The organism is Geobacillus sp. FSL K6-0789 (assembly GCF_038593135.1).
In the GTDB taxonomy this organism is placed as follows: Bacteria; Bacillota; Bacilli; order Bacillales; family Anoxybacillaceae; genus Geobacillus; species Geobacillus stearothermophilus.
This window is the reverse complement of sequence record NZ_CP151966.1, coordinates 1,351,012-1,376,594: the sequence shown is the minus strand read 5'-3', so window position 1 is coordinate 1,376,594 and position 25,583 is coordinate 1,351,012. Positions and strand designations below refer to the sequence as shown.

Here is a 25,583-nt window from a genome sequence, read left to right as displayed (position 1 = left end):
GATAAAGCAGGCGGGCCGCCTAAGCCCGCCTGTCCTTTTATTTCAATCCTTCTTCCACCTGTTTGATCATTTCCGACACCGACGTCAATCCGCCGCCTGAGAGATACCAATAATTTGGATCCAAGTAGACAATGTGGCCGTTTTGATATGCTTTCGTCTTTTTCACAAGTGCATTTTCAATCGTTTGCTTCGCTGTCGGCTTTCCTTCTACAACGGCGTCGCGGTCAATGACAAACAAGTAATCCGGGTTTTTCTCGGCAATGTACTCAAATGATACGCTTTGTCCATGAGGATTCGTCACTTTCAAATTCGGGTCTGCGGCTGGCACGCCGAGCACATCATGGATGAGCCCAAAGCGCGAACCTTTGCTGTACGCACTCACTTTCCCACCGGTCGTCAAAATGATCAGCGCTTTTTTGTCTGCAGCCTTTGTCTTCACTTCTTCGATTTGTTTTTCAATATTGGCCAGTTCCTCATCTACTTCTTTTTCTTTGCCAAACATTTGCCCGATCAGCTTCATATTGTTTGTAAATGAATCCCAATAATGTTGAGTGTCAATCCCTATATACACGGTTGGGCCAATCTCTTTCAACTTGTCATACAAATGTGCTTGACGACCGGAAATAAAAATGACATCCGGCTTGATTTCGCTCAATTTTTCAAAATCCGGCTCCTTCAAGCTGCCGACGTTTTGGTAGTCGCTGCTTTTATATTTCTCCAAGTATTTCGGCACGTTCATCTGCGGCAAAGCTGTCACCTTCACCCCTAGTTTATCAAGGGTGTCCAGCACTCCAAAATCAAAGACAACCACTTTCTCTGGATTTTTCTTGACTTTCGCCTCTCCAAGCTGGTGCTTGATCGTCATTTCCTCGGCCTGTTCCGTTTTCTTCTCGTCATTCTTCCCACTCGCTCCGTTGCTTGCAGTCTCCTTATTGCCGCAAGCAGCCAGTACGACAAGAAGCAAAGCAACCACTACCATCAGCCAACGCTGTTTCATTGGCTATACCCCCCTTTGGAAATTCAAATTATATGTTGACGGCTTTCGTATTCACTCAACAAGGGGCGCCCTTTCTTGCCGATGTCAACATGAAAGCCGGCTCAACCATTTTTTACTTAATTGGAACATTGTCAATATTTTTCATCGTTTTTTTGTAAGCAAACCGTTTGCTCGCCGACAATCACCTTCACCAATGGCTTGACGCTAAAAAAAGCGCCCTGCCTAAACAGCAGCGCACTTTCATGATCTGAAAAATACAAGTTCATAACACTACTATAATATAGTTGAAATATTTCGTGAATTATATAAGTTGCAATTTTTTACATAGCATTGTTCGCTCTTTTTGTCACCGTTCCAGCTTTTCAAGTGATAAAGATAGGACATGGAGATCGGAAATCCTTTATTACAACCTCATATTGATTGAATGCGGCTACAATGAACAAAACACCAAAGCCATTGCATGAAAGCAACAAAAAACCAACCTCCCCTAAACAAGGAGAGGCTGGTTTCCATTTCACCCTGACCACTTTAATCATGGAAATTCGTCCCATCCGTCACTTCTTTGACGATGCCGGCGCGGATGACGAAGTCGCCGAAATGTTCACCGTCGAGCCGCTCTTTCGCATAGCGGGATAGGAGAACGCGCAGTTCGCGCAAAATTTCTTCTTCGCCGATGTTTTCGCGGTACAGTTTGCCAAGGCGCGTGCCGTTGAACGCAGCGCCGAGGTACATGTTGTATTTTCCGACCGCTTTGCCGACGAAGGCGATTTCTGCGAGCACGTGGCGGGCGCAGCCGTTCGGACAGCCCGTCATGCGGATCGTGATTTCTTCATCGCGCAAACCGTTTTCGGCGATAATTTCCTCGATTTTATCAAGCAGCTTCGGCAAGTAGCGCTCCGCTTCCGCCATCGCCAAGCCGCATGTCGGCAGCGCGACACAGGCGAGCGCGTTGCGGCGCAAGGCGGTGTACCGGCGGCCGTCGGTCAAGCCGTATTCGGCGATGAGTGCCTCGATTTCCGGCTTTTTCTCGCTCGTGACATTGGCGATGATCAAGTTTTGGTTTGGCGTCAGCCGGAAATCGCCCGTATGGACTTTCGCGATTTCGCGCAGGCCGGTCATCAGCTTGTAATCGTCGTAGTCTTTGACGCGTCCGCCTTCGACAAAGAGTGTGAAGTGCCATGTCCCATTGACGCCTTCGACCCAGCCATAGCGGTCGCCGCTATGCTCGAAATGGTACGGGCGCGCTTCGCCGAGCTTCCAGCCAAGGCGGCGCTCAATTTCTTCTTTCACCGTTTCAAGGCCAAGGCGGGCGATCGTGTATTTAAAGCGGGCGTGTTTGCGCGATGAGCGGTTGCCGTAGTCGCGCTGAACGGTCATAATTTTCTCCGCCACCTCGACCACTTGATCCGGCCGGCAGAAGCCGATCACCTTGGCAAGCTGCGGATACGTCGTTTTGTCCCCATGGGTCATCCCCATGCCGCCACCGATGGCGACATTAAACCCGGCGAGCTTGCCGTCTTCGACAATGGCGATGAACCCGATGTCTTGCGAGAACACATCGACGTCGTTCGACGGCGGAACGGCGATGCCGATTTTAAACTTCCGCGGCAAATACGTCGGTCCGTAAATCGGCTCTTCTTCGCCGTCAACCGCCGGCGTCCCCGCCACTTTCTCGTCGTCCAGCCAAATTTCGTAGTACGCCCGCGTCCGCGGCAACAAATGGTCGCTGATCAGCTTTGCCCACTCATATACTTCTGCATGCACTTCCGACTGGTACGGATTCGGGTTGCACATGACGTTTCGGTTGACGTCGCCACACGCCGCAAGCGTCGTCATCAGCGCATTGTGAATGGCTTGCATCGTTTTTTTCATGTTCCATTTTAAGACGCCGTGCAATTGGAACGCTTGGCGCGTCGTCAGCTTCAACGTGCCGTTCGCATACTTGCGGGCGAGCTCATCCATGACAAGCCACTGTTCCGGCGTCGCCACCCCGCCCGGCGTGCGGACGCGAACCATGAACTGGTATGCAGGCTCCAGTTTTTGTTTTTGCCGCTCGGTGCGCACGTCGCGGTCGTCTTGCAAATAGCTGCCGTGGAATTTCATCAACCGGTTGTCATCCTCTGGAATTCCTGCGCTGAGCGGGTCTTCTATCGTTTCCGCGAGCGTGCCGCGCAAGTAACGGCTTTCCTGCTTGATGCGCTCCACATCGCTTAGCGGTCCGTCCGGCGCTTTTAACACGACTTTCGCCATTTTCGATCCCACTCCTTCTTTTGAGATTAATAGACGTCGCGTTGGTATCGTTTTTGCTTTTGCATCTCGGTGACATACGCTTCCGCCTGTTCGCGGCTCATTCCGCCTTCTTTTTCGATAATCTCGATCAACGTCTGATGGACGTCGCGCGCCATGTGTTGTTTGTCGCCGCATACGTAGACGACGGCGCCATCCTCGAGCCAGCCGAACAGTTCTTTGCTTCGCTCGAGCATCCGGTGCTGCACATACACTTTCTTCTCCGTATCGCGAGAGAAGGCGACATCCATTTTGGTCAGCACACCGCTTTTCAGCCAAGCGAGCCATTCCGTTTGATACAGGAAGTCGGTCATAAAATGTTGGTCCCCGAAAAAGAGCCACGATTTTCCGTTGGCTCCTGTCGCCTCGCGCTCTTGCATAAAAGCGCGGAACGGCGCAACCCCAGTGCCTGGACCGATCATAATGATCGGCGTCGATGGGTCTTTTGGCAGTTTAAAATTCGGGTTCGGCTGCACAAAGACCGGCAACGTATCGCCGATTTGGACGCGTTCGGCGCAGAACGTCGAGCACACCCCTTTGCGCAGGCGGCCGTGCGACTCATAACGGACCGCGCCGATCGTCAAGTGCACTTCATCTGGATAGGCCGCTAAGCTGCTCGCGATCGAGTACAGGCGCGGCGGCATTTTGCGCAAAATCGAGATGACTTGTTGCGGCGCCGCATCCCATGGGCCGAAGTCGCGGAACGCATCCAATAAGTCGCGGCCTTTGGCGTATTCTTTCAGCTTCGCCTCATTGCCTGGGGCAACGAGCGCTTGAAGCTCGCTGTTTTTCGACAGCGGCGCAAGCTTTTGCAACAGCGCTTTGGTCAACACAGTGATTTCAAAATGGGACGTGAGCGCTTCTTTGAGCGACCGCACTTCCCCGTCTTTGTCGATCGTCACCGTTTCTTCCGGGTTCCATTTCATTTCTTGAATGATGAGATCAACAAGCTCCGGATCGTTTTTCGGGAAGATGCCAAGCGCATCGCCCGGCTCATACTTCAACCCCGATCCTTCAAGAGACAATTCGAGATGGCGCGTTTCTTTGTTCGATCCGCGGCCGTTTAAGTTGATGTTTTCCAGCACCTCAGCCGGGAACGGATTTTTCCGCGAATAGACGACCGCCGGTTCGGCTTTCGGCACGGCCGCAGCGGCCGACAACACTGGTGCGGCCTCGGCATTGATCCCCTTGCTCAGCTCGGCAAGCACGCCGTCAAGCCATTTCGCTGCCGCTTCCTCGTAGTCGACGTCACAGTCGACGCGCGGATAAAACCGCTCTCCCCCGAGCTCCTCGAGCCGCTTGTCAAAATCTTTCCCCGTCTGGCAAAAATGTTCATACGACGTATCGCCAAGCGCCAAGACGGAAAAGCGTAAATGATTCAGCTTCGGCGCCCGTTTGCTGTGGAGAAACTCGTAAAACGCCACCGCGTTGTCTGGCGGATCGCCTTCCCCATGCGTGCTCACGACGATGAGCAGCGTCTCGACTTTCTTCAATTCATTCGGCTTAAAGTCAAGCATGGACGACACTTTCGCCTCGAATCCGCGCTCCTTAAGCGCCTTGCCTGCTTTTTCGGCCAGTTTTTGCGCATTGCCGGTCTGCGAACCGTACAGAACGGTCACTTCTTTCGAAACCGGTTTCCCACCCCCGACAAGCAGTGCGGGCGCTTCGGCGTCAAGCACAGCAGCGGCCGACTCGGCGGCGGCCAAATACCCGCTCAGCCAAAATTTTTGCGCTGGCGTCAACGTCGGCAACAAACGGTTCAAGAGCTCAATCTGCTCCTGGCTAAACGGACTGTTGGTTACTTGCAGCTGCAACAGTGTCCACCTCACAATATAAAAATAAGATGGAATCGATTGGCGTTGCTTAACCCGCCATCATGGGCGGACGCCAAATTCCATTAATCCATATAAACAAAGTATACTTTATCCAAAATATCATATTTACACTTTACCGCAAAACAAAACATTAGTAAAATAAATATAAATTATCAAAACTATTAACATCACTAATAATGATCCGCAACAAAACAGTCAGGCTGCATGCGAGGGGTTGGCCAATGTATTACGACGAGTTGAAGACGTTCATTACGTTAGCAGAAGTGAAAAATTTCACAAAGACGGCGGAAATTCTCCATTTATCCCAGCCAAGTGTCAGCTTGCACATTAAAAATTTAGAGAAGGAGTTCCAGACGAAACTGTTCATCCGCTCCCCGAAGCGGCTGCGCATGACGCCGACAGGTGAACTTTTGTACGATCGCGCCAAACAAATGATGGCGCTCTATGAACAAACGAAGCAAGACATTTTGGAGCACCATCACTCAGTGAAAGGCAAATTGACCATCGGCGCCAGCTTTACGATTGGAGAGTATATTTTGCCCCCGCTTTTGCCCGATTTCCAAAAGCGCTATCCAGAATTGGAGCTTGAGGTGATGATCGGCAACACGAAAGAAATTGTCGAACTCGTCAAATCGTATCAAGTCGACATCGGCTTGATCGAAGGGCAAACGAACGAAAAAGAATTGTCCGTCCACCCGTTTATGCAAGACGAGCTCGTCATCGTCGCCTCCAAGCGGCACGAGCTAGCGCAAAAAGGCGAAGTCACGATCGGCGAGCTGCAAAACGAGGCGTGGGTGGCGCGCGAAGTCGGGTCGGGAACAAGGGAATATTTCAACCATTTCATCCGCTCGAACGGGCTGAAAATCCAATCGCTCATGATCATCAGCAGCAACCAAGGCATTAAAGAAACGCTGATCAACGGCAACGCCCTGTCCTTGCTGTCGCGCAGCGTCGTCGCCCGCGACATCGAGCACGGCCATCTGTCCATCGTTCACTTGAACCATCCACCGTTTTACCGAATGTTTTCCTATATTTGTGCACCGATTATGGAAAACAAGCAAAATGTACGTATCTTCCTTGAAACGTTGCAACACAATTGGAGATCCTAAAAAACACGGGGAGAAGCTTGGCAGCCCTCCCCTATACTTCCATCTCCCCATGGCGAATATGCGGCATTTCGATTTGAATCGTCGCATGGCGAATGTGAAAGCGCGTCTCGATCAAATCAATCGCCCGCTGCAAAACCGCCTGCCCATCGCATCCTTCCTCAATGAGCAAATGGCAGCTTAACGAATCAAGCCCCGAGGTGATCGTCCAAATATGCAAATCGTGGACATCGATCACCCCATCAATGCCCGAGAGCGCCGCCTTCACTTCCGCATGGTCAATCGCCGCCGGCGTTCCTTCCATTAAAATATGCACTGTCTGCTTGACTACGGCAAATGCTCCTTTTAGAATCAAAACCGCCACCGCGATGGAAATGAGCGGATCGGCCGCGTACCAATCGAACAGCCAGATGACAAGCCCTGCCGCCATCGCCCCGACCGAGCCTAACGCATCGCCAAGTACATGAAGATAGGCGCTGCGGACATTGACGTTCTCTTTGACATCCCCTTTGCGCATTAACACCCAAGCGCTTGCCAAATTAGCCAGCAACCCTATGACAGCAATGGCCATCATCGGCCCGCTCGCGACAGCAGGTGGATTCACAAACCTCGCGACCGCTTCCCAAATAATCCAAGCGGCAATCCCCACCAACGCAACCCCGTTTACGAGCGCCGCTAAAATCTCGAACCGGTAAAATCCATATGTCCTCTTCGGCGACGCAGGCCTCGCCGCCAGCCAAACCGCCGCCAGGCTTAATAGAAGTGAAATGGCATCACTCAGCATATGCCCCGAATCCGAAAGAAGAGCAAGGCTGTTCGTCACAAGCCCGCCGACAAACTCCAGAACCATAATCCCGACGGTAATGACAAGAGCGGCCGCCAGCCCTTTTTGGCTCCCCTCTCTGCCCAAGCCATGATGATGCCCGTGATGGTGGCCGCAATGGCCGTGTTCATGATGATGCATCGTTCTTCTCTCCCTTTTATGGATGTTGAGCGTGATCAATCGCCTGCCTCAGCAGCGAAATGACATGATCGTCATCGCACGAATACACCAGTGATTTCCCTTCACGGCGATATTTGACAAGCCGTAGCGCCCGAAGCAGCGCCAGTTGATGGGAAACGGCCGACTGCGACATGCCGAGCACTTCCGCAATATGGCCGACATGGCATTCTTCCTGCGACAACAAATACAACATCTTCATCCGCGTCGGATCCGCCAACGCTTTAAAGATTTTCGACACTTCCTCCACGACGCTTTCATCTAAAAACAAATGATCTTCTGCCTTCATCATTGTTCCCTCTCACTTTAACATATGAGCATTTGTTCATATATGTGAATCATAACCCTCTTTTTTTCCTCTGTCAATCCAATTTCAAGCCGCAAAACCCCATCAGCATCAACAGCCGATGCACTGACACCCCACAACGGCAGCCAGCAAAGCAAAAAAAGCAGGGGCCGATAGACCCTCTGCTTTTCCATTACGATCTCACCCGCACCGCCGTCCCTGTCGCAATGCACATCATCATGCCATCGCGCAGCGTTTCAAAATCAAGATCCACCCCGATGACGGCGTTAGCGCCAAGATGCTTCGCCTTATTGACCATCTCCTTGATCGCCATCTCCCGACCTTCGGCCAGCTTGCTTTCATACGTTCCACTCCGCCCGCCGATGATGTCGGTGATGCTGGCGAGAAAATCACGGACGACATTGGCGCCCAAAATGACCTCTCCCGCTACGATGCCCAAATACTCTTCAATTTCTTTTCCCTCAATGGTATTGGTGGTCGTGACAATCACAGCTATGTCCCCCCTCGTGGCTCATCATAATAGGTGGAAGCACCCCATTCCATTATACTACATTGCCTCTATGACGTCGCCGGTCCACTTCCCCCTCTTAGCTAACGCTTGAAGGTTGCAACGCCATCGCACCTGGGGCACCTGGGAGTCAGTACGAACAAACATTCAGCGCCACGATTACGGCGTCAACTCCATTCGAAATAGCCATGGCAGACGCCGCCCTCAAACCTCGCGCAGGAGACCAGAGGAAATCGCCAACATCGCCCTGTTTTTAGCTTCCGATGACGCCAGTTTTCTAAACGGCGCTGTGATCGTCGCCGATGCCGGATGGACGGCGTATTGACGCGCCGCCCCCTTCCGCTTTTCCGGTTAGGGGAGAGAGGCACCTTTTGAAGACGAAATCGAAAAGAAAAAGCCGCCCCAACACGTTTCGTTCCCCGTGCGACTTGTACTGTCAAGAGAAAACGAAAGTCATCTTGCGCGAGGAAAACATCCCGGCGATCATCGCCTCCTTGCAACGCACGTTGACATACGATTTCGGCGACGTCTTCTGCGCCCATGCCGGCTATCTCCCAAACGGGCGCGAGGCCTTGCAGCGAAAACTCGATTACTTGCTTGAACTTCAAGGCAACATCATCGATTTATACGAAAAAGGCATGCCGCCGAAACAAATTCAAGAAACGCTTTTCCCGAAAAAATATCCGATCGTCTTTTTTTCGGCGAAGGAGTGGGACTCCCTTCACATTGTTCGGTCGGTCATTCAAGAATATCAAGCGAAACGGGCAAGCTGAAGCGGACGCTTCCCGGAAATGGCCATAGACCATTAGGGCAAGCCCATATTCCGTTTTCTTCCATTTCAAATGAAAAATTACTATCTTCGCCAGCAACGGGACAAATTAAGAAAAAACGAAAGGATGGGTCCCGTCGATGAACGAAACACCGCGCGTCAAGCTGCACGGGTTCAACAACTTGACGAAATCGCTCAGCTTCAATATGTACGATATTTGCTATACGAAAACGGCGAAGGAGAGAGAGGCGTATATCGAATACATTGACGACGTGTACAATGCCGAACGGCTGACGAATCTTTTAAAACGTGTCGCCGACATGATCGGCGCCCATGTGTTAAACATCGCCAAGCAAGATTACGTTCCGCAGGGCGCGAGCGTGACGATGCTCGTTTCCGAGGGGCCGGTTGTCGAGGTGCCCGAAGATGACGGCCCTTTGCCGGAGGCGGTGGTGCTTTCCCTTGACAAAAGCCATATCACCGTCCATACATACCCAGAATATCACCCGAATGACGGAATCAGCACGTTCCGCGCCGATATTGATGTCGTCACATGCGGGGCAATTTCGCCGCTCAAAGCGCTCGACTATTTGATTCATTCATTTGACGCCGACATTATGATCATCGACTACCGCGTGCGCGGATTTACGCGCGACATTCACGGATACAAGCTGTTTATCGACCATGACATTACGTCGATTCAAGATTATATCCCGGAGCACATTCGCGAAAAGTACGATATGATCGACGTAAACATTTACCAAGAGAATATTTTTCACACAAAATGCAAGTTGAAACAGTTTGATTTGGACAACTACTTGTTTGGCTATGCAAAAGAGGATTTGAGCGAACAAGAAGCGAATGAAACAACCGCCAAGCTGAGAAGGGAAATGGATGAGATCTTTTACGGAAAAAATATGCCGAACACCGTTTGACGCGGGCGCCTTTTTGACGCCTGCCGGCTTTCGGGCCGGCCCACACCGGTTCCCGATTGGCGCCGTCTATGGTATACTAGTAGAAAAAAGGAAAAGGTGTTCATGAATGAAGTACATCATCGTCGGAGCCGGCATTTTAGGGGCCTCGACCGCTTACCATTTGGCCAAGGAAGGCGCAAACGTGATCATCATCGACCGCGGCGACAAAGGGCAGGCGACCGGTGCGGCGGCGGGGATTGTCTGCCCTTGGCTGTCGCAGCGCCGCAACCAAAAATGGTACCGATTGGCCAAAAACGGAGCGAAGTTTTACCCCTCCCTCATCGAAGAACTGCAAGCGCTCGGGGAAACGGACACCGGTTATGCGCGCGTCGGGGCGCTTTGCCTGCATACAGACGAACAGAAACTGGAACAAATGGAGGAGCGCGCTCGCAAACGGCGCGAAGACGCGCCGGAAATGGGAGAGATCGTGCGGCTTCATCCCCATGAGGCGAAGGAGCTGTTTCCGCCGCTTGGCGGTGAGCATCATACCCTATATGTGAGCGGCGCCGCCCGAGTGAACGGCCGAGCGGTGCGGGACGCCCTCACAAACGCGGCCCAAAAGCTTGGCGCCGCCTACATCCGCGGAAACGCCCAGATCCTGTTTGAAGGCTCCCGCGTCATCGGCGTGGAAGTCAATGGAGCGAAATACACGGCCGAAGCGGTCATCGTCACAGCCGGCGCATGGGCTGGCGAACTGCTTGAGCCGCTGGGCGTTCGGTTTGCCGTCACTCCGCAAAAAGGACAAATCGTTCATCTCGAATGGTTGGCAGGCGAGACCGACCGATGGCCGGTCGTCATGCCCCCGAACAATCAGTATATGCTCGCCTTCCCTAGAGGGCGAATCATCATCGGAACGACCCATGAAGATGAAGCGGGGATGGATGTCCGCGCCACCGCCGGCGGCATCCACGAAATACTGGACAAAGCACTCGCCGTCGCGCCAGGGCTGTCGGCGTGCACCTACGTGGAAACACGGGTCGGGTTTCGCCCGCGCACGCCTGGATTTCTCCCTGTCTTCGGGTCGCTTCCCGGTTTTACCGGCCTTTACGCAGCCAACGGCCTTGGCTCTTCCGGGCTCACCGTCGGGCCATATTTAGGCGCAGAACTTGCCAAGCTTGTACTCGGCCGCCCGACCGAACTTGATTCGTTCGACTACAACGTCGCCGAGGCCATCATCCCGCTTTCCTGACGCTGCCGCACGGTGCAACACTAGCACTCCCACCCGATGCCCAACTGCCGCGTTCAGCGGCCAGCGCCGGCTGCGGGCTTGCCCCATGCAGGCCCGCAGCCCGTTTAGCTGTTTTGTCCTTCGTATTTTTTCAACTGTTCCGTCAGCTGTTGAAACAACGCCATATCTTTTCGGTCAAGCGCCTGGTCAATTTGCATTTTCAACACCGATAGTTCATGACGTTTCAGCGCCTCATCCAACACTTGCTCGGCCGCCTTCGCCATTTTCTCATGCCGCTCGTGCCGTCTGACATTTTCAAACGCTTGGTGATCAATAAGCCGAAGGTACGAAAAATTCCTTGCCTTTCCTGGAAAATGGAGCGTCAAATAGAGCGGCTCGTTCGGATGCAGCGCCAAATCGCCCATAATCGAGGCAAGACTCGTGCTTTTTTGACCGCGCCGATAAAAGACGAGCCCTTCCTCTTCCGCCATCGCAGTCGAAATGATCAGCCACCGCGCCTGCTTTTGCTCGGTTTCCGTAAACTGGACGTTCTCAAGCAAATGGGGGTGCTGAAGCAAATACTTAAGCACAAATCGGGCATCCGGATGCTTTAAGCGATGATTGTGCAAAAACGTTGTTAAGAACTGCCGCTTTTCTGAATAGGACACCCATCTCGTCATAGCCTCACCCCCTTCAACTGCTTCTCCATGGAAGATAACAGCGGCCGCAGCGCAAGATCGTCTCAACAAGCCTTGATGATCCATTGCTATTCCATTCACGTCTTTGTTTTCCAGTATACTTGATTGCGCCCCACCGTGCATCTGAAAACCGCAGGGCAAGGCCCCTTTCATTCCGACATCAAGCGGCAAACGAAATAGAAAAACAGCCGCCCTTCATTTCCAGGCAGCTGCTCCTTCCAAGCAACGGGCTCTCGGCTTTCCTTTCCATTGCTCAAACCTATAAGCCTACGCCAACTGTATCGCAAAGTGGCCGTTCAACCCGAGCGCTTCCGCTGTAGACGCTTGCACTTGCCGCAACAGCGCTTCGTTTTTCATCAACGATTCACCGTAGGACGGAATCATTTCTTTCACTTTCGGTCGCCATTGTTTCATCTGCTCTGGGAAACATTTCTCGATGACTTCCAACATCACATGAACCGCCGTCGATGCCCCCGGCGAAGCGCCGAGCAACGCCGCGATCGAACCATCAGCCGCATGGACGACTTCCGTGCCGAATTGCAGCGTTCCTTTGCCGCCAGATTCCGTGTCTTTGATCACTTGCACGCGCTGACCCGCCACGACGATGTCCCACTCGTCGCTTTTCGCCGTCGGCACGAATTCACGCAGCTCTTGCATGCGCTGTTCTTTCGACAACAGCACTTGCTGGATCAAATAGTTGGTCAAGGCCATATTTTTCACGCCCGCCGCCAAGATCGTCAAGACGTTATGCGGCTTGATTGAAGTGAACAGGTCGAGCATCGATCCGTTTTTCAAAAATTTCGGCGAAAAACCCGCAAACGGCCCAAACAACAACATCTTTTGATTGTCGATGAACCGCGTGTCCAAATGCGGCACCGACATTGGCGGCGCGCCGACTTTCGCTTTGCCGTACACTTTCGCGTGGTGCTTTTCCACAACCTCCGGATTGTTGCACACTATAAACAACCCGCTCACCGGGAAGCCGCCAATCCCCTTTCCTTCGGGAATGCCGGATTTTTGCAACAAATGGAGGCTGCCTCCCCCGGCGCCGATGAAAACGAACTTGGCCGCATGGCGCTCCACCGCGCCCGTGTCCAAATTCCGCACCTTCAACTCCCATAAGCCATCGCTTGTCCGTTGGATATCCTCGACATGATGGCGGTAGTAAATGTTGACATTTTTCCGTTTCAAATGTTCAAACAGTTGACGCGTCAACGCCCCGAAGTTCACGTCCGTTCCCGATTCGATGCGGGTCGCCGCGATCGGCTCGTCCACCACCCGCCCTTCCATCATGAGCGGCACCCATTCGGCCAACTTTTTCGGATCATCGGAAAATTCCATCCCTTTAAACAGTGGATTGGCCGCCATCGTTTCGTGGCGCTTTTTCAAAAACGCCACATTGTCTTCCCCTTGCACAAAGCTCATATGCGGCAGCGGACGGACGAAATCTTTCGGGTCACGAAGAATACCGCTGTTGACTAAATAAGCCCAAAACTGCAAAGAGACGTAAAACTGCTCATTGATTTTAATTGCTTTGCCGATGTCAATCGACCCATCGGCCTTCTCAACCGTATAGTTCAACTCACACAGCGCCGCATGCCCCGTCCCGGCGTTGTTCCACTCGTTGGAGCTTTCCGCTCCCGCTTCCTCCAGCCGCTCAAACACGGCAATGTCCCACTCTGGCGCCAATTCCTTCAAGAGCGCCCCCAACGTCGCGCTCATAATGCCAGCGCCGATTAAAATGACATCCGTTTTTCCTTGTTTGTTGCCCATGTTTACCATCCCTATCCTCTCATATTTGTAAAAACGGTGAGCGACCGCTCGAAACGATTTCAGCACTCCCCCTCGCCGCTTGGGGGAGATGACGAGAATTATTATAACACATTTCAGTTATAGTATATCACTTTTATTTGCACTGCAAAAAATATACTTATATAATAAATTGTTTTGCTCTACAATTATGATATCAATAGTGGAAACCTACGCTCACCTACATATTTAATTTTACAAAATAGTTGAATATTTCGCCATCATCTGTGGAGAAAAAATGAAGAAATTTTGAACTTTAGGGATGGGCATGCACCGCCTTCTCATAAGATGTCATCAAACTTGGAAGCGGATTTGGCTGTTGGCTGAACGAGCCCTTCCAATAGCGAAATATTTTCAACTCATGCTGGGCGCGGGTGACTAGAACATAAAGGAGACGGGCATGCAAATCGTCATTAGGAAAATGTTCTCCATTCACGTTGACCAGCATCACCGCATCAAATTCCATTCCTTTGCTATGGCAAATACTCATCGAACACCATGACCGGCTGCATCTGCGATTCGTATCGTTCCTTTATTCCTTCGACAAACCAGTCAAGCAGCCGCATAAAAGACAACGAACCTTTGAACTCAATTCGTTTTCGCTCTAGTTCATCATCATCAAACAAAACGCTTTCAAAATACCAGTGATGCGACCGACCAAGCTGGCCCTTCGGCAAGAAAGGCAAAATCATCAAGGCCAGCTGTTGAAACGTCATTTGTTGAATGCCCTCTAAATTCAAATCCGGAAGCAGCCCTTGGAACGAACTGATAAACATTTTCGAAGGACCTAAAATCAGCACATTTTCCGGCTTTATATAAATGAAGCTGAAAAATCGTCTGTTCCGTCGGCAGAGCCTACTTCCCATCCCTGCAGCCGTGAGAAACCGCCATCATAATGAACAACCGTGACGAAAGACAGGCAAAACCTGTAAACAAGACGCAAGGAGCGGCGCAATGTGCAGCGCCGCTCCCCCTTTTCCTCTTTATTTTTATTACACTAACACGTTCCAAAAGTGCATTTTAGTTCAAATTAACTTCAAATTGAAACGGTTCGATAGTAATGTCATAGTTTTCTGAACTTCCCTCAAAATAAAGTTTAATCGTCTTTTCATTCTGGTCAATTGCAGGAAAAGGAATAATCGCATCAACTGTTGCTTTCGGCAAAATATCCGAAGGAATTTCTGGATAGCCTGCTTCAAAGTTATCCGCTTTTTCATGCTGTGTATTCCCTACTAACAGCTTTGCATTATGCTCCCAGAAGTTAATTTTAGCGTTGCTTTGATTGGAAATCGTCACATACGCCCTTGTTTCATCCTCGGCAACCTCAACTTTGCTTAATTTAACAATGTAGCCATGCTGATTAATTTCTTTGTTCACCTCAATTGTTTTCAAAGGCTTTGAAAACGCTTTTATATAGTCCGTTTTTTCTACTTTTTCTGCATCAATGACAGGAGCAGTCACGGTTCCACCTAATGCATTTTCTCCTTCAAATGATTCTCTCACTGTTCCAACAACATGAATAATATCCTCATTTTTCACATCCGTTTTCGGATCCGCCACCACAATCACGTTCTGTTCACTATTTTTTGGATCGGCGAACGCCTGAATGTAAACGCCGTCATCGCTCCTTTCCGGTTCAACAAAAATTTTCGCATAGAAGTCTACTTTCGAGCCTTTGTATTGATCCGGATCGGAAATCATTTTTGCAAACTCTTCCTTCGATAGCGGTGCCTTCGTTTCTTGCTTTTGGCTTTCTTTTTTGTCACCGGAAGATGGGGACGATGATTCCGATGAACAGCCTGCCGCCGTGGAGAACAACAATGCTAGTGCCAAAAAGAATGATAAGCGTTTTTTCATACTTTATCTTTTCCCCTTCCCAATAACTGATCTTTGTTCGAGATTTATCGGTGGTTCTAGTTCTAATCCTCTTAGCACACGAAAAAAGCTCATAGGCAACGTGTTGTCGCTGTCTGTATGAAAGTCAACAAGGCGTTTACATTATTATAGAAAAATCATTTGCCTACATCGTTTCACCTGCAAGACTAGCGGCTCATCCCCTAGCATGAATTCGTCAAACGTATTCTTGCCGATAATTCCCCAGCATCTCTTCAATCGTTCTTTTCATCTCTTCGCGAAACTCTTTTGGCTTGATCACCTCCAAATATTGCGCCTGGCTTAGCAGCCACATTTTGATACCGCGCCCGTATACTTCAGCCTCAATGACAAAAGCATCTCCATCTTTCCCTATAACTTTCGCGGTAGGAAGACGGTCCAAAATCGCCTGCAAAGACGAACCCCAAAAGCGGAAGGTGATTTTTATCAATTCCCCAGCATGCATAAATTGCACCCGTTTTCGAAACTCCCCCTCTTCAAAACGATTTTTGTAATCATAGTGAAAATGTTCGTCAGTTATCGTATAGCGGACAATACGGTCAATGCGATAAATCGTTGGAAAGTCAAAATCATAATCTTCCGGAAAGGCAATCAAGTAAAAGTAATAGTCGGAAAAAATAATGCCTACCGGTTTGACTTTCCGGGCAACGGGGGCATCGCTCCCTTCCTTTTTGTAGTTGATTAAAACAATGCGTTTCGTATGTACAGCGCTGCTTAACTCCCAAATGATTTCAATAAGCGGTTGGTTATGCTGCAAAGGAACATAGTGAAAACGTTCATTTTGGATCACTTCCTGAATAAACCGTTGATTTTGCGGATGGGATTGAAAAATGAGTTTTTTCAATATTCGATCCATCTCTTCCTTTGGCAGCGAACGACTTTCCAGCAGTATTTTAGAGACAACCAAAATTTCTTTGTTTGTCAACCATCCTTCTTCGTCCTTCTTCAGCACATAACCATTTTTCTTCCGATCATACTCCAATTCCATTAAACCTTGGAACATCTCGGCAATGTACGCACGCAACTCATCGAGATCACGCTGAATGGTTTTTTCGTTGACGCTAAACCGTTCCGCCTCCCTCTTTTTTGAAATCGCCTCCCCTTTGCGAAGCCTCTCATAAATGGATAGAACCCGCAATGACTTTGGGTGCTGATCATCCACGCTCATCCCCCCATTGTACTGTCGAAACGCCGATCAGCCCAAATTACTATAATACTCCTAAAATGGTCCCATTATGAATCCCCAACAATATATTACCATCTCCACTTGGACATTATATGTACTTCAAAAAAATTTTGCATTCTCTTTAACTTCCCTTCGAAAGAAGTCTCCTACTTCTAAACGTGAAGGTGCGCCAGCACCAGTGAAAGTGGGAGATGAATTTCGGTTGGCGTTAGCCAACGAATATGATAGAATATGGCTAGAACGGACACCTTCGGAACGAAGGGAAGCGTAAAGGGTTCTTGTGTGTGGCTTACCGTTCAGCGAACACACACAAGTCGCTTGAAGCCCCCACCTCTAAGCGAAGCGTAGGTGGTGGGTAGTTCACAGATATTCCACTACTAACATTGTCATTCAGCATGATGCGCAAGGAGAAGGGCGAAAAAGAAAGATTGAACGAGTGAACATTTCCAAGGGCAAATAGGAGTTCTGAAAAAAGCGGATCGTGATCCATCCACCTTATTAAGAACGGGAGGCTTCCAGAAACTTGGTCAACAAAAACAAAAGCAGCCAATTATGCATTACGCACAACTGGCTGCTTGTTCTTTGCCTAGCAGCGACCTACTCTTGCAGGGGCGCTGGCCCCAACTACCATCGGCGCTGGAGGGCTTAACTTCCGTGTTCGGGATGGGAACGGGTGTTTCCCCTCCGCTATCACCACTAGGCAAGCGATTCAGTTTCGACATCATTTATTATACTTAAAAAATAAATGTTGTCAAGAAGGAAAGCCATTCCTTCAAAACTAGATAACCGTTTCGGGAAGAAGCCGGGACGCTTTCACTTTTCATTGTCTAGCTCCGGCTCGCCGCCGCTTTTCTAGGTTAAGCCCTCGATCGATTAGTATCCGTCAGCTCCACGTGTCGCCACGCTTCCACCTCGGACCTATCGACCTCGTCATCTTCGAGGGATCTTACCCGCCTGACGCGGTGGGAAATCTCATCTTGAGGGGGGCTTCACGCTTAGATGCTTTCAGCGCTTATCCCGTCCGCACATAGCTACCCAGCGGTGCCCCTGGCGGGACAACTGGTACACCAGCGGTGCGTCCATCCCGGTCCTCTCGTACTAAGGACAGCTCCTCTCAAATTTCCTGCGCCCGCGACGGATAGGGACCGAACTGTCTCACGACGTTCTGAACCCAGCTCGCGTACCGCTTTAATGGGCGAACAGCCCAACCCTTGGGACCGACTACAGCCCCAGGATGCGATGAGCCGACATCGAGGTGCCAAACCTCCCCGTCGATGTGGACTCTTGGGGGAGATCAGCCTGTTATCCCCGGGGTAGCTTTTATCCGTTGAGCGATGGCCCTTCCATGCGGAACCACCGGATCACTAAGCCCGACTTTCGTCCCTGCTCGACCTGTCCGTCTCGCAGTCAAGCTCCCTTGTGCCTTTGCACTCTCCGAATGATTTCCAACCATTCTGAGGGAACCTTTGGGCGCCTCCGTTACCTTTTGGGAGGCGACCGCCCCAGTCAAACTGCCCGCCTGACACTGTCTCCCACCCCGCTAAGGGGTGCGGGTTAGAATTTCAATATCGCCAGGGTGGTATCCCACCGCCGCCTCCACCGAAGCTGGCGCTCCGGCTTCCCAGGCTCCCACCTATCCTGTACAAGCGATACCAAAATTCCATATCAGGCTGCAGTAAAGCTCCACGGGGTCTTTCCGTCCTGTCGCGGGTAACCTGCATCTTCACAGGTAGTATAATTTCACCGGGTCTCTCGTTGAGACAGCGCCCAAGTCGTTACACCTTTCGTGCGGGTCGGAACTTACCCGACAAGGAATTTCGCTACCTTAGGACCGTTATAGTTACGGCCGCCGTTTACTGGGGCTTCGGTTCGCACCTTCGCTTCCGCTAAGCGCTCCCCTTAACCTTCCAGCACCGGGCAGGTGTCAGCCCCTATACGTCGCCTTTCGGCTTCGCAGAGACCTGTGTTTTTGATAAACAGTCGCTTGGGCCTTTTCACTGCGGCTCGTTCGGGCTCTTCACCCAAACGAGCACCCCTTCTCCCGAAGTTACGGGGTCATTTTGCCGAGTTCCTTAACGAGAGTTCTCCCGCGCGCCTTAGGATTCTCTCCTCGCCTACCTGTGTCGGTTTGCGGTACGGGCACCTCTTCCCTCGCTAGAGGCTTTTCTTGGCAGTGTGAAATCGGGGACTTCCGGATGACTCCGTCGCCATCACCGCTTGGCCTTACAATCCGCGGATTTGCCTACGGATCAGCCTTGCGGCTTGGACAGGCTCTTCCAGCCGCCTGCTCGCCCTATCCTCCTGCGTCCCCCCATCGCTCAAACGGGAAGGAGGTGGTACAGGAATCTCAACCTGTTGTCCATCACCTACGCCTTTCGGCCTCGGCTTAGGTCCCGACTAACCCTGAGCGGACGAACCTTCCTCAGGAACCCTTAGGCTTTCGGCGCAGAGGATTCTCACCTCTGTTTTCGCTACTCATACCGGCATTCTCACTTCTAAGCGCTCCACCAGTCCTTCCGGTCTGGCTTCAACGCCCTTAGAACGCTCCCCTACCGATGACCAACGGTCATCCCGCAGCTTCGGCGGCACGTTTAGCCCCGGTACATTTTCGGCGCAGAGTCACTCGACCAGTGAGCTATTACGCACTCTTTAAATGGTGGCTGCTTCTAAGCCAACATCCTGGTTGTCTTTGCAACTCCACATCCTTTTCCACTGAACGTGCACTTTGGGGCCTTAGCTGGCGATCTGGGCTGTTTCCCTCTCGACCACGGATCTTATCACTCGCAGTCTGACTCCCGGGCATAAGTCGTTGGCATTCGGAGTTTGACTGGGTTCGGTAACCCGATGAGGGCCCCTAGCCCAATCAGTGCTCTACCTCCAACACTCTCCATCCCGAGGCTAGCCCTAAAGCTATTTCGGGGAGAACCAGCTATCTCCAAGTTCGATTGGCATTTCACCCCTACCCACACCTCATCCCCGCACTTTTCAACGTGCGTGGGTTCGGGCCTCCAGCCGGTGTTACCCGGCCTTCACCCTGGACATGGGTAGATCACCTGGTTTCGGGTCGACGACGACGTACTTTTCGCCCTGTTCAGACTCGCTTTCGCTGCGGCTCCGCCTCTTCGGCTTAACCTCGCACGCCATCGTCACTCGCCGGTTCATTCTACAAAAGGCACGCCATCACGCATGAACGCGCTCTGACTACTTGTAGGCACACGGTTTCAGGTTCTCTTTCACTCCCCTTCCGGGGTGCTTTTCACCTTTCCCTCACGGTACTGGTGCACTATCGGTCACTAGGGAGTATTTAGCCTTGGGAGATGGTCCTCCCTGCTTCCGACGGGATTTCCCGTGTCCCGCCGTACTCAGGATCCGCTCGGGAGGGAACGAAGTTTCGACTACAGGGCTGTCACCTTCTCTGGCCGGCCGTTCCAGACCGGTTCGTCTACCCCGTTCCTTTCTCACTCCCACAATGAGCGGTCCTACAACCCCAAGAGGCACGCCTCTTGGTTTGGGCTGTTCCCGTTTCGCTCGCCGCTACTCAGGGAATCGCGTTTGCTTTCTTCTCCTCCGGGTACTAAGATGTTTCAGTTCCCCGGGTGTGCCCTCCATGCCCTATGGATTCAGGCATGGATACTGCCCCATTACGGACAGTGGGTTCCCCCATTCGGACATCTCCGGATCAACGCTTGCTTACAGCTCCCCGGAGCGTTTCGGCGTTTGCCCCGTCCTTCATCGGCTCCTAGTGCCAAGGCATCCACCGTGCGCCCTTTCTAGCTTAACCTACAGCGCTCTCGGCTTCTTCCTTATTGTCTAGCGTCGGCTCGCCGCCGCTCGGGGTCAAATAACCTTCGCCTTCCGGGTGCAAGCACCCTTGCAGGCGAAGAACATTTGCCCATCGCGGCGAAACGCTCGCCTCCGCTTTTCCGGTTATCTAGTTTTCAAGGAACGATTTTTGTCATTGAGAGAACATGACTCGCTCCCTCAAAACTGAACGAAACAGAAGCGCTGTGTATCGACAGTTGGCCATTGCGGCCTTCGCTTTTCGTCTTGTCTAGCTCCAGCGCCTGGCTCTCTTCTGCCAAATAACCTTCCCCCTCGGGGTGCCAGCACCCCTCCGGGTGAAGAACATTTGGCTTCGAGAGCCGAACGCGGCGCTTCCGCTTTTCGTACTGTCTAGCTCCGGCCGCCATCGGCTCGCGACGCTTCGGTCCTGCTGCGGCGGCAACAGCCTCCTCGCAGGCCCTCCAGCGCGTTTCGCCGATAGGCGGGCGGCCTTCGCTTTTCCCCTTAGAAAGGAGGTGATCCAGCCGCACCTTCCGGTACGGCTACCTTGTTACGACTTCACCCCAATCACTTGCCCCACCTTCGGCGGCTGGCTCCCTTGCGGGTTACCTCACCGACTTCGGGTGTTGCAAGCTCTCGTGGTGTGACGGGCGGTGTGTACAAGGCCCGGGAACGTATTCACCGCGGCATGCTGATCCGCGATTACTAGCGATTCCGGCTTCATGCAGGCGAGTTGCAGCCTGCAATCCGAACTGAGAGCGGCTTTTTGGGATTCGCTCCCCCTCGCGGGTTCGCAGCCCTTTGTACCGCCCATTGTAGCACGTGTGTAGCCCAGGTCATAAGGGGCATGATGATTTGACGTCATCCCCACCTTCCTCCGACTTGTCGCCGGCAGTCCCTCTAGAGTGCCCAACCGAATGCTGGCAACTAGAGGCGAGGGTTGCGCTCGTTGCGGGACTTAACCCAACATCTCACGACACGAGCTGACGACAACCATGCACCACCTGTCACCCTGTCCCCCCGAAGGGGGAACGCCCAATCTCTTGGGTTGTCAGGGGATGTCAAGACCTGGTAAGGTTCTTCGCGTTGCTTCGAATTAAACCACATGCTCCACCGCTTGTGCGGGCCCCCGTCAATTCCTTTGAGTTTCAGCCTTGCGGCCGTACTCCCCAGGCGGAGTGCTTATCGCGTTAGCTGCAGCACTAAAGGGTGTGACCCCTCTAACACTTAGCACTCATCGTTTACGGCGTGGACTACCAGGGTATCTAATCCTGTTTGCTCCCCACGCTTTCGCGCCTCAGCGTCAGGTGCAGGCCAGAGAGCCGCCTTCGCCACTGGTGTTCCTCCACATCTCTACGCATTTCACCGCTACACGTGGAATTCCGCTCTCCTCTCCTGCCCTCAAGTCCCCCAGTTTCCAATGACCCTCCACGGTTGAGCCGTGGGCTTTCACATCAGACTTAAGAGACCGCCTGCGCGCGCTTTACGCCCAATAATTCCGGACAACGCTCGCCCCCTACGTATTACCGCGGCTGCTGGCACGTAGTTAGCCGGGGCTTTCTCGTGAGGTACCGTCACCGCGCCGCCCTCTTCGAACGGCGCTCCTTCGTCCCTCACAACAGAGCTTTACGACCCGAAGGCCTTCTTCGCTCACGCGGCGTCGCTCCGTCAGGCTTTCGCCCATTGCGGAAGATTCCCTACTGCTGCCTCCCGTAGGAGTCTGGGCCGTGTCTCAGTCCCAGTGTGGCCGGTCACCCTCTCAGGCCGGCTACGCATCGTCGCCTTGGTGAGCCGTTACCTCACCAACTAGCTAATGCGCCGCGGGCCCATCCGCAAGTGACAGCCCAAAGGCCGCCTTTCAACCGAAGACCATGCGGTCTTCGGTGTTATCCGGTATTAGCTCCGGTTTCCCGGAGTTATCCCGGTCTTGCGGGCAGGTTGCCCACGTGTTACTCACCCGTCCGCCGCTGACCGAATCAAGGCAAGCCCCAATCCGGTCCGCTCGACTTGCATGTATTAGGCACGCCGCCAGCGTTCGTCCTGAGCCAGGATCAAACTCTCCAAAGAAAGTTGATTGGCTTTTGCTTCGGCCCATGCGGACCTCCGCTTTTCGTCGCGCTTCGTTTCGTTCAGTTTTCAAGGAACAAGCAACTTCTTTCCATAATCTTGAGGAATTCAACTTTTCTGAATTCGCTCGCGTTTGCAATTCGATTTCTTTATTAATCTTTATTAATATAATGATTCCATCCAACGATCGCCAAGTTTCTTAATTACTATCTTGAACAACCTGACGAATTTAATTATATCAAAAAATCATATTTTGTCAATAAGCATTTTTTAACTTTTGCGTTTTCGTTCTTTGTTGAATGCATTTAGGCCGCTTCTTGCCTACCACCAAAGCAACGTTTTATATAATACTACTTTCATCATCTGAAGTCAACAGTTGTTGTGCATGCAATTTCAACCAAAATCAAGCTGCATTCCTCTGTATATCACCACTGTCCCCCGGCATCTGCCCTTGAGCAAATTTTATCTTCCAACTTACCTAAACCTCACATTTCGCACCTTACGACTCACATTTCGCACCCTAACAAGGTCAAAACAAAGGATTTTTTATTTACTGTACTGTAGATGAGCAAATTCACTGACATAAATTGACAACTAAACAAAAAAGGAGACATGAACCCGATTCCTTGGTTAGAATAGATGTACCACCAACTATCCACAAGGAGGTTCATGTCTCATGAATAGATTAGCACATCACCAAGGAATCCACAAGTTTTTCTTCACGCTGGGGTTGACGCTGCAGCTTTCCAAACCGGTCATCAAGCATCTCATTCATATTGTCGATGCCTTGACCACCAAGGGATTCTCGGGAACATTGACTGATATTCATTACTGGAGCTTTCATCCGAATCATCGAACGACGCTCCGTCACTTTTTCACGAAAAGCCCTTGGAACGAGGAAAGGCTGCTTGGGAAGCTTCAAGAGTGGATCCTTTCCCAGGTCGAACGACTGGCCAAACGGAAGAATCAACCCCTTTTTGTTTCGATTGATGATACGATTTGCCAAAAAACAAAGCCTTCGTCACGGGCTGTGCACGCCATTCAAGGGTGCGACTGGCACTACTCGCATAAAGATCATCAATCGGTCTGGGGGCATTCGCTCGTTTGGCTGATGGTGCACACCTTCACGCAGGCGTTCCCATTTGCGTTCCGCCTGTATGACAAGAAAGCGGGAAAAAGCAAGATCGACCTGGCGATCGAGATGCTTTCCTCGCTCAAGGTGAAGCGGGCTCAGCCGGTGTATGTGCTCATGGATTCGTGGTATCCGTCCAAAAAGCTCATTGAAGCCTGCTTGAAACAGGGATTCCATGTCATCGCGATGCTCAAGACGAACCGGATTCTCTACCCGAAAGGCATCGCCATCCAAGCCAAGCAGTTTGCCCGCTATATCGAGTCCAAAGACACCCGCCTCGTCACGGTGGGGCAGGAGCGTTATCGCGTGTATCGCTATGAGGGGGCCATCCATGGCCTCGATGACGCGGTGGTGCTGCTGGCTTGGAAGGCGGATCAGCCGATGGCGCCGGAACATCTTCATTGCATCTTGAGCACCGACCGGGAACTCGGGGACGAAGACATCTTGCGTTACTACGCCCAGCGCTGGACGATCGAGTGCTTTTTCCGGCAGGCGAAAGATCAACTGAAGCTGGATGGATACCGCGTTCGCCACATTCGGGCGGTGAAACGGTATTGGGCGGTGGTGCTGTTGGCCTGCGTGTACAGCATCGCCGAATCCCGACAAAACCTCTCCACCGGGCTGGAGCTTCTTCGGTCGCGGAAAGACCACAGCGTCGTCGAGTTCATTTATGACGCTGCAAAGCAAGAGATTCCCATTGATGTGATCAAAAAACAGCTCCGTATCGCGTAAGGGGTACCCTGTTTGTCTCTCTAACCATGGAAATTATTGTAATGAAAAATGCTCATCTACAGTACTGTAGATGAGCAAAATCACTAACATAAATTTACATCGAAACAAAAAAGGAGACATGAACCCGATTCCTTGGTTAGAATAGATGTGCTACCAAACCATTCACAAGGAGGTTCATGTCTCATGAATAGATTAGCACATCATCAAGGAATTCACAAGTTTTTCACGATGTTGGGGTTGGCCCTTTATTTTTCAAAACCTGTTATGAAGCATCTCGTTCATATCGTGGATGCGATGATCACGAAGGGCTTTTCGGGAACATTGACCGATCTTCATCATGGGAGCTTTCATCCGAACCACCGCACGACACTCAGCCATTTTTTCACGAAAAGTCCGTGGGAGGAAGAGACACTGCTTCGCAAACTCCAGCAGTGGATCCTTCGTCGTGTCGAACGCATCGCCAAACAGGAGAATCAACCCTTGTTTGTTTCGATCGATGATACGATTTGCCAAAAAACCAAGCCTTCGTCACGGGCAACACACGCGATTCAGGGATGTGATTGGCACTACTCTCACTCAGAGAAAAAATCGATTTGGGGCCATTCTCTTGTTTGGTTCATGGTTCATACTGCAACCCAGGCGTTTCCCTTTTCCTTCCGCCTCTACGACAAGACGGCGGGAAAAAGCAAAGGGGAACTCGCGATCGAGATGCTTTCTTCGTTGGATGTACGGCTTGTCTGAAAAAAGGATTCCACGTCATCGCGATGCTCAAGACGAACCGGATTCTCTATCCGAACGGCGTTGCCGTCCAAGCGAAGCAGTTGGCCCGCTCCATCGAACCGAATGACACTCACCTCGTCACGGTGGGAGAAGAGCATTATCGCGTCTATCGTTACGAAGGAGCGCTCAACGGTCTCGACCATGCGGTGGTGCTGCTCGCTTGGAAAGCCAATCAGCCGATGACATCGGAACATCTTCACTGCGTCTTGAGCACCGATCGGGAGCTAAGCGATGAAGACATCTTGCGCCACTATGCCCAACGCTGGTCGATCGAATGCTTTTTTCGACAAGCGAAAGACCAGCTGAAGCTCGATGGGTACCGTGTTCGTCAGGTTCGGGCGGTGAAACGCTACTGGATCTTGGTGCAGCTTGCTTACGTGTACAGCCTATTCGAGTCGAACAGCGATTTTTCTGATGGGCTCGATCTCTTGCGCAAGAGAAAAGGACATAGCCTCGTGGAGTTTATTTACGATGCAGCGAAACAAGATATTCCCATTGATACCGTGAAAAAACAGCTCCATGTGTCATAAAGGGTACCCTGTTTGTTTCTTTT

Annotated in this window: 18 protein-coding genes, 3 rRNA genes and 2 pseudogenes; 7 read left to right on the top strand and 16 right to left on the bottom strand. The window is 51.6% G+C overall.

The window, feature by feature from the left end:
• Positions 1–37 precede the first annotated feature (37 nt).
• From NSQ51_RS07085 to NSQ51_RS07075, 3 genes are all read right to left on the bottom strand, one after another.
• Positions 38–997, bottom strand: coding sequence for a siderophore ABC transporter substrate-binding protein (locus NSQ51_RS07085; protein ID WP_049625587.1), 960 nt, complete (start codon positions 995–997; stop codon positions 38–40).
• Between the two features lie 528 nt (positions 998–1,525).
• A complete protein-coding gene (cysI, locus tag NSQ51_RS07080) occupies positions 1,526–3,247 on the bottom strand; it encodes an assimilatory sulfite reductase (NADPH) hemoprotein subunit (protein WP_049625586.1) in 1,722 nt (573 codons plus the stop codon).
• A 26-nt stretch (positions 3,248–3,273) separates the two neighbouring features.
• Positions 3,274–5,097, bottom strand: a complete 1,824-nt coding sequence (locus NSQ51_RS07075; RefSeq protein ID WP_049625585.1) for an assimilatory sulfite reductase (NADPH) flavoprotein subunit — start codon at positions 5,095–5,097, stop codon at positions 3,274–3,276.
• Positions 5,098–5,339: 242 nt separating this feature from the next.
• Here NSQ51_RS07075 and NSQ51_RS07070 point away from each other — a divergent pair, with 242 nt between their 5' ends.
• The gene (locus NSQ51_RS07070) at positions 5,340–6,227 is read left to right on the top strand and encodes a LysR substrate-binding domain-containing protein (RefSeq protein ID WP_049625584.1); all 888 of its coding nucleotides are present in this window, start codon (positions 5,340–5,342) and stop codon (positions 6,225–6,227) included.
• 31 nt (positions 6,228–6,258) lie between these two features.
• On the opposite strand, the gene NSQ51_RS07065 is transcribed toward NSQ51_RS07070, so the two are convergent.
• The 3 genes from NSQ51_RS07065 to NSQ51_RS07055 all read right to left on the bottom strand — a co-directional run bounded on the left by NSQ51_RS07065 (position 6,259) and on the right by NSQ51_RS07055 (position 8,021).
• Positions 6,259–7,188: a cation diffusion facilitator family transporter gene (locus tag NSQ51_RS07065; protein ID WP_033017394.1), complete on the bottom strand. Its 930-nt coding sequence runs from the start codon at positions 7,186–7,188 to the stop codon at positions 6,259–6,261.
• A gap of 16 nt (positions 7,189–7,204) precedes the next feature.
• Entirely contained in the window at positions 7,205–7,513 is a 309-nt protein-coding gene (locus tag NSQ51_RS07060) for a metalloregulator ArsR/SmtB family transcription factor (RefSeq protein WP_025951296.1), read from the bottom strand.
• Positions 7,514–7,703: 190 nt separating this feature from the next.
• Positions 7,704–8,021 carry a YbjQ family protein gene (locus NSQ51_RS07055; protein ID WP_025951297.1) on the bottom strand — a complete coding sequence of 106 codons (318 nt, stop codon included), beginning with the start codon at positions 8,019–8,021 and terminating at the stop codon, positions 7,704–7,706.
• 115 nt (positions 8,022–8,136) lie between these two features.
• On the opposite strand from NSQ51_RS07055, the gene NSQ51_RS07050 reads away from it, so the two are divergent.
• From NSQ51_RS07050 to NSQ51_RS07035, 4 genes and pseudogenes are all read left to right on the top strand, one after another.
• Positions 8,137–8,364, top strand: a complete 228-nt coding sequence (locus NSQ51_RS07050; protein ID WP_196762633.1) for an SDR family oxidoreductase — start codon at positions 8,137–8,139, stop codon at positions 8,362–8,364.
• 100 nt (positions 8,365–8,464) lie between these two features.
• Positions 8,465–8,812: pseudogene (locus tag NSQ51_RS07045) on the top strand (MBL fold metallo-hydrolase); the annotation flags it as partial.
• Between the two features lie 136 nt (positions 8,813–8,948).
• Positions 8,949–9,743 (top strand): adenosylmethionine decarboxylase, encoded by a 795-nt coding sequence (gene speD / locus NSQ51_RS07040; protein WP_049625234.1) that lies wholly within the window; start codon positions 8,949–8,951, stop codon positions 9,741–9,743.
• 106 nt (positions 9,744–9,849) lie between these two features.
• On the top strand, positions 9,850–10,971 hold the full coding sequence (locus tag NSQ51_RS07035) for an FAD-binding oxidoreductase (protein WP_049625233.1): 1,122 nt from the start codon (positions 9,850–9,852) through the stop codon (positions 10,969–10,971).
• Between the two features lie 104 nt (positions 10,972–11,075).
• Here NSQ51_RS07035 and NSQ51_RS07030 read toward each other — a convergent pair whose 3' ends face one another.
• From NSQ51_RS07030 to NSQ51_RS06985, 10 genes are all read right to left on the bottom strand, one after another.
• Positions 11,076–11,630 carry a YpiB family protein gene (locus NSQ51_RS07030; protein ID WP_033017384.1) on the bottom strand — a complete coding sequence of 185 codons (555 nt, stop codon included), beginning with the start codon at positions 11,628–11,630 and terminating at the stop codon, positions 11,076–11,078.
• A 285-nt stretch (positions 11,631–11,915) separates the two neighbouring features.
• Positions 11,916–13,421, bottom strand: coding sequence for a malate:quinone oxidoreductase (locus NSQ51_RS07025; protein ID WP_049625232.1), 1,506 nt, complete (start codon positions 13,419–13,421; stop codon positions 11,916–11,918).
• Between the two features lie 292 nt (positions 13,422–13,713).
• Positions 13,714–13,905 (bottom strand): hypothetical protein, encoded by a 192-nt coding sequence (locus tag NSQ51_RS07020; protein ID WP_259463341.1) that lies wholly within the window; start codon positions 13,903–13,905, stop codon positions 13,714–13,716.
• Positions 13,906–13,930: 25 nt separating this feature from the next.
• Entirely contained in the window at positions 13,931–14,257 is a 327-nt protein-coding gene (locus tag NSQ51_RS07015; RefSeq protein WP_147438584.1) for a hypothetical protein, read from the bottom strand.
• A 220-nt stretch (positions 14,258–14,477) separates the two neighbouring features.
• Positions 14,478–15,314: a hypothetical protein gene (locus NSQ51_RS07010; protein ID WP_049625229.1), complete on the bottom strand. Its 837-nt coding sequence runs from the start codon at positions 15,312–15,314 to the stop codon at positions 14,478–14,480.
• A gap of 214 nt (positions 15,315–15,528) precedes the next feature.
• The gene (locus NSQ51_RS07005; RefSeq protein ID WP_049625228.1) at positions 15,529–16,512 is read right to left on the bottom strand and encodes a WYL domain-containing protein; all 984 of its coding nucleotides are present in this window, start codon (positions 16,510–16,512) and stop codon (positions 15,529–15,531) included.
• Positions 16,513–17,120: 608 nt separating this feature from the next.
• Positions 17,121–17,237 (bottom strand): 5S ribosomal RNA (gene rrf / locus NSQ51_RS07000).
• A gap of 152 nt (positions 17,238–17,389) precedes the next feature.
• Positions 17,390–20,317 (bottom strand): 23S ribosomal RNA (locus NSQ51_RS06995).
• 157 nt (positions 20,318–20,474) lie between these two features.
• Complete coding sequence (locus NSQ51_RS06990; RefSeq protein ID WP_162489997.1) at positions 20,475–20,618, bottom strand: hypothetical protein; 144 nt, start codon at positions 20,616–20,618, stop codon at positions 20,475–20,477.
• 209 nt (positions 20,619–20,827) lie between these two features.
• A 16S ribosomal RNA gene (locus tag NSQ51_RS06985) occupies positions 20,828–22,386 on the bottom strand.
• Together the 16S, 23S and 5S rRNA genes form the textbook arrangement of a ribosomal RNA operon.
• A 676-nt stretch (positions 22,387–23,062) precedes the next feature.
• On the opposite strand from NSQ51_RS06985, the gene NSQ51_RS06980 reads away from it, so the two are divergent.
• Positions 23,063–24,250 carry an IS701 family transposase gene (locus NSQ51_RS06980; RefSeq protein ID WP_121678128.1) on the top strand — a complete coding sequence of 396 codons (1,188 nt, stop codon included), beginning with the start codon at positions 23,063–23,065 and terminating at the stop codon, positions 24,248–24,250.
• Between the two features lie 183 nt (positions 24,251–24,433).
• Positions 24,434–25,560, top strand: a pseudogene (locus NSQ51_RS06975) (transposase).
• Positions 25,561–25,583 lie beyond the last annotated feature (23 nt).

Coding starts and splice junctions, on each gene's coding strand:
- NSQ51_RS07085 (WP_049625587.1), bottom strand. CDS start 997: ATGAAACAGCGTTGGCTGATGGTAGTGGTTGCTTTGCTTCTTGTCGTA.
- cysI (WP_049625586.1), bottom strand. CDS start 3,247: ATGGCGAAAGTCGTGTTAAAAGCGCCGGACGGACCGCTAAGCGATGTG.
- NSQ51_RS07070 (WP_049625584.1), top strand. CDS start 5,340: ATGTATTACGACGAGTTGAAGACGTTCATTACGTTAGCAGAAGTGAAA.
- NSQ51_RS07065 (WP_033017394.1), bottom strand. CDS start 7,188: ATGCATCATCATGAACACGGCCATTGCGGCCACCATCACGGGCATCAT.
- NSQ51_RS07060 (WP_025951296.1), bottom strand. CDS start 7,513: ATGAAGGCAGAAGATCATTTGTTTTTAGATGAAAGCGTCGTGGAGGAA.
- speD (WP_049625234.1), top strand. CDS start 8,949: ATGAACGAAACACCGCGCGTCAAGCTGCACGGGTTCAACAACTTGACG.
- NSQ51_RS07035 (WP_049625233.1), top strand. CDS start 9,850: ATGAAGTACATCATCGTCGGAGCCGGCATTTTAGGGGCCTCGACCGCT.
- NSQ51_RS07030 (WP_033017384.1), bottom strand. CDS start 11,630: ATGACGAGATGGGTGTCCTATTCAGAAAAGCGGCAGTTCTTAACAACG.
- NSQ51_RS07025 (WP_049625232.1), bottom strand. CDS start 13,421: ATGGGCAACAAACAAGGAAAAACGGATGTCATTTTAATCGGCGCTGGC.
- NSQ51_RS07020 (WP_259463341.1), bottom strand. CDS start 13,905: ATGCTGGTCAACGTGAATGGAGAACATTTTCCTAATGACGATTTGCAT.
- NSQ51_RS07010 (WP_049625229.1), bottom strand. CDS start 15,314: ATGAAAAAACGCTTATCATTCTTTTTGGCACTAGCATTGTTGTTCTCC.
- NSQ51_RS06980 (WP_121678128.1), top strand. CDS start 23,063: ATGAATAGATTAGCACATCACCAAGGAATCCACAAGTTTTTCTTCACG.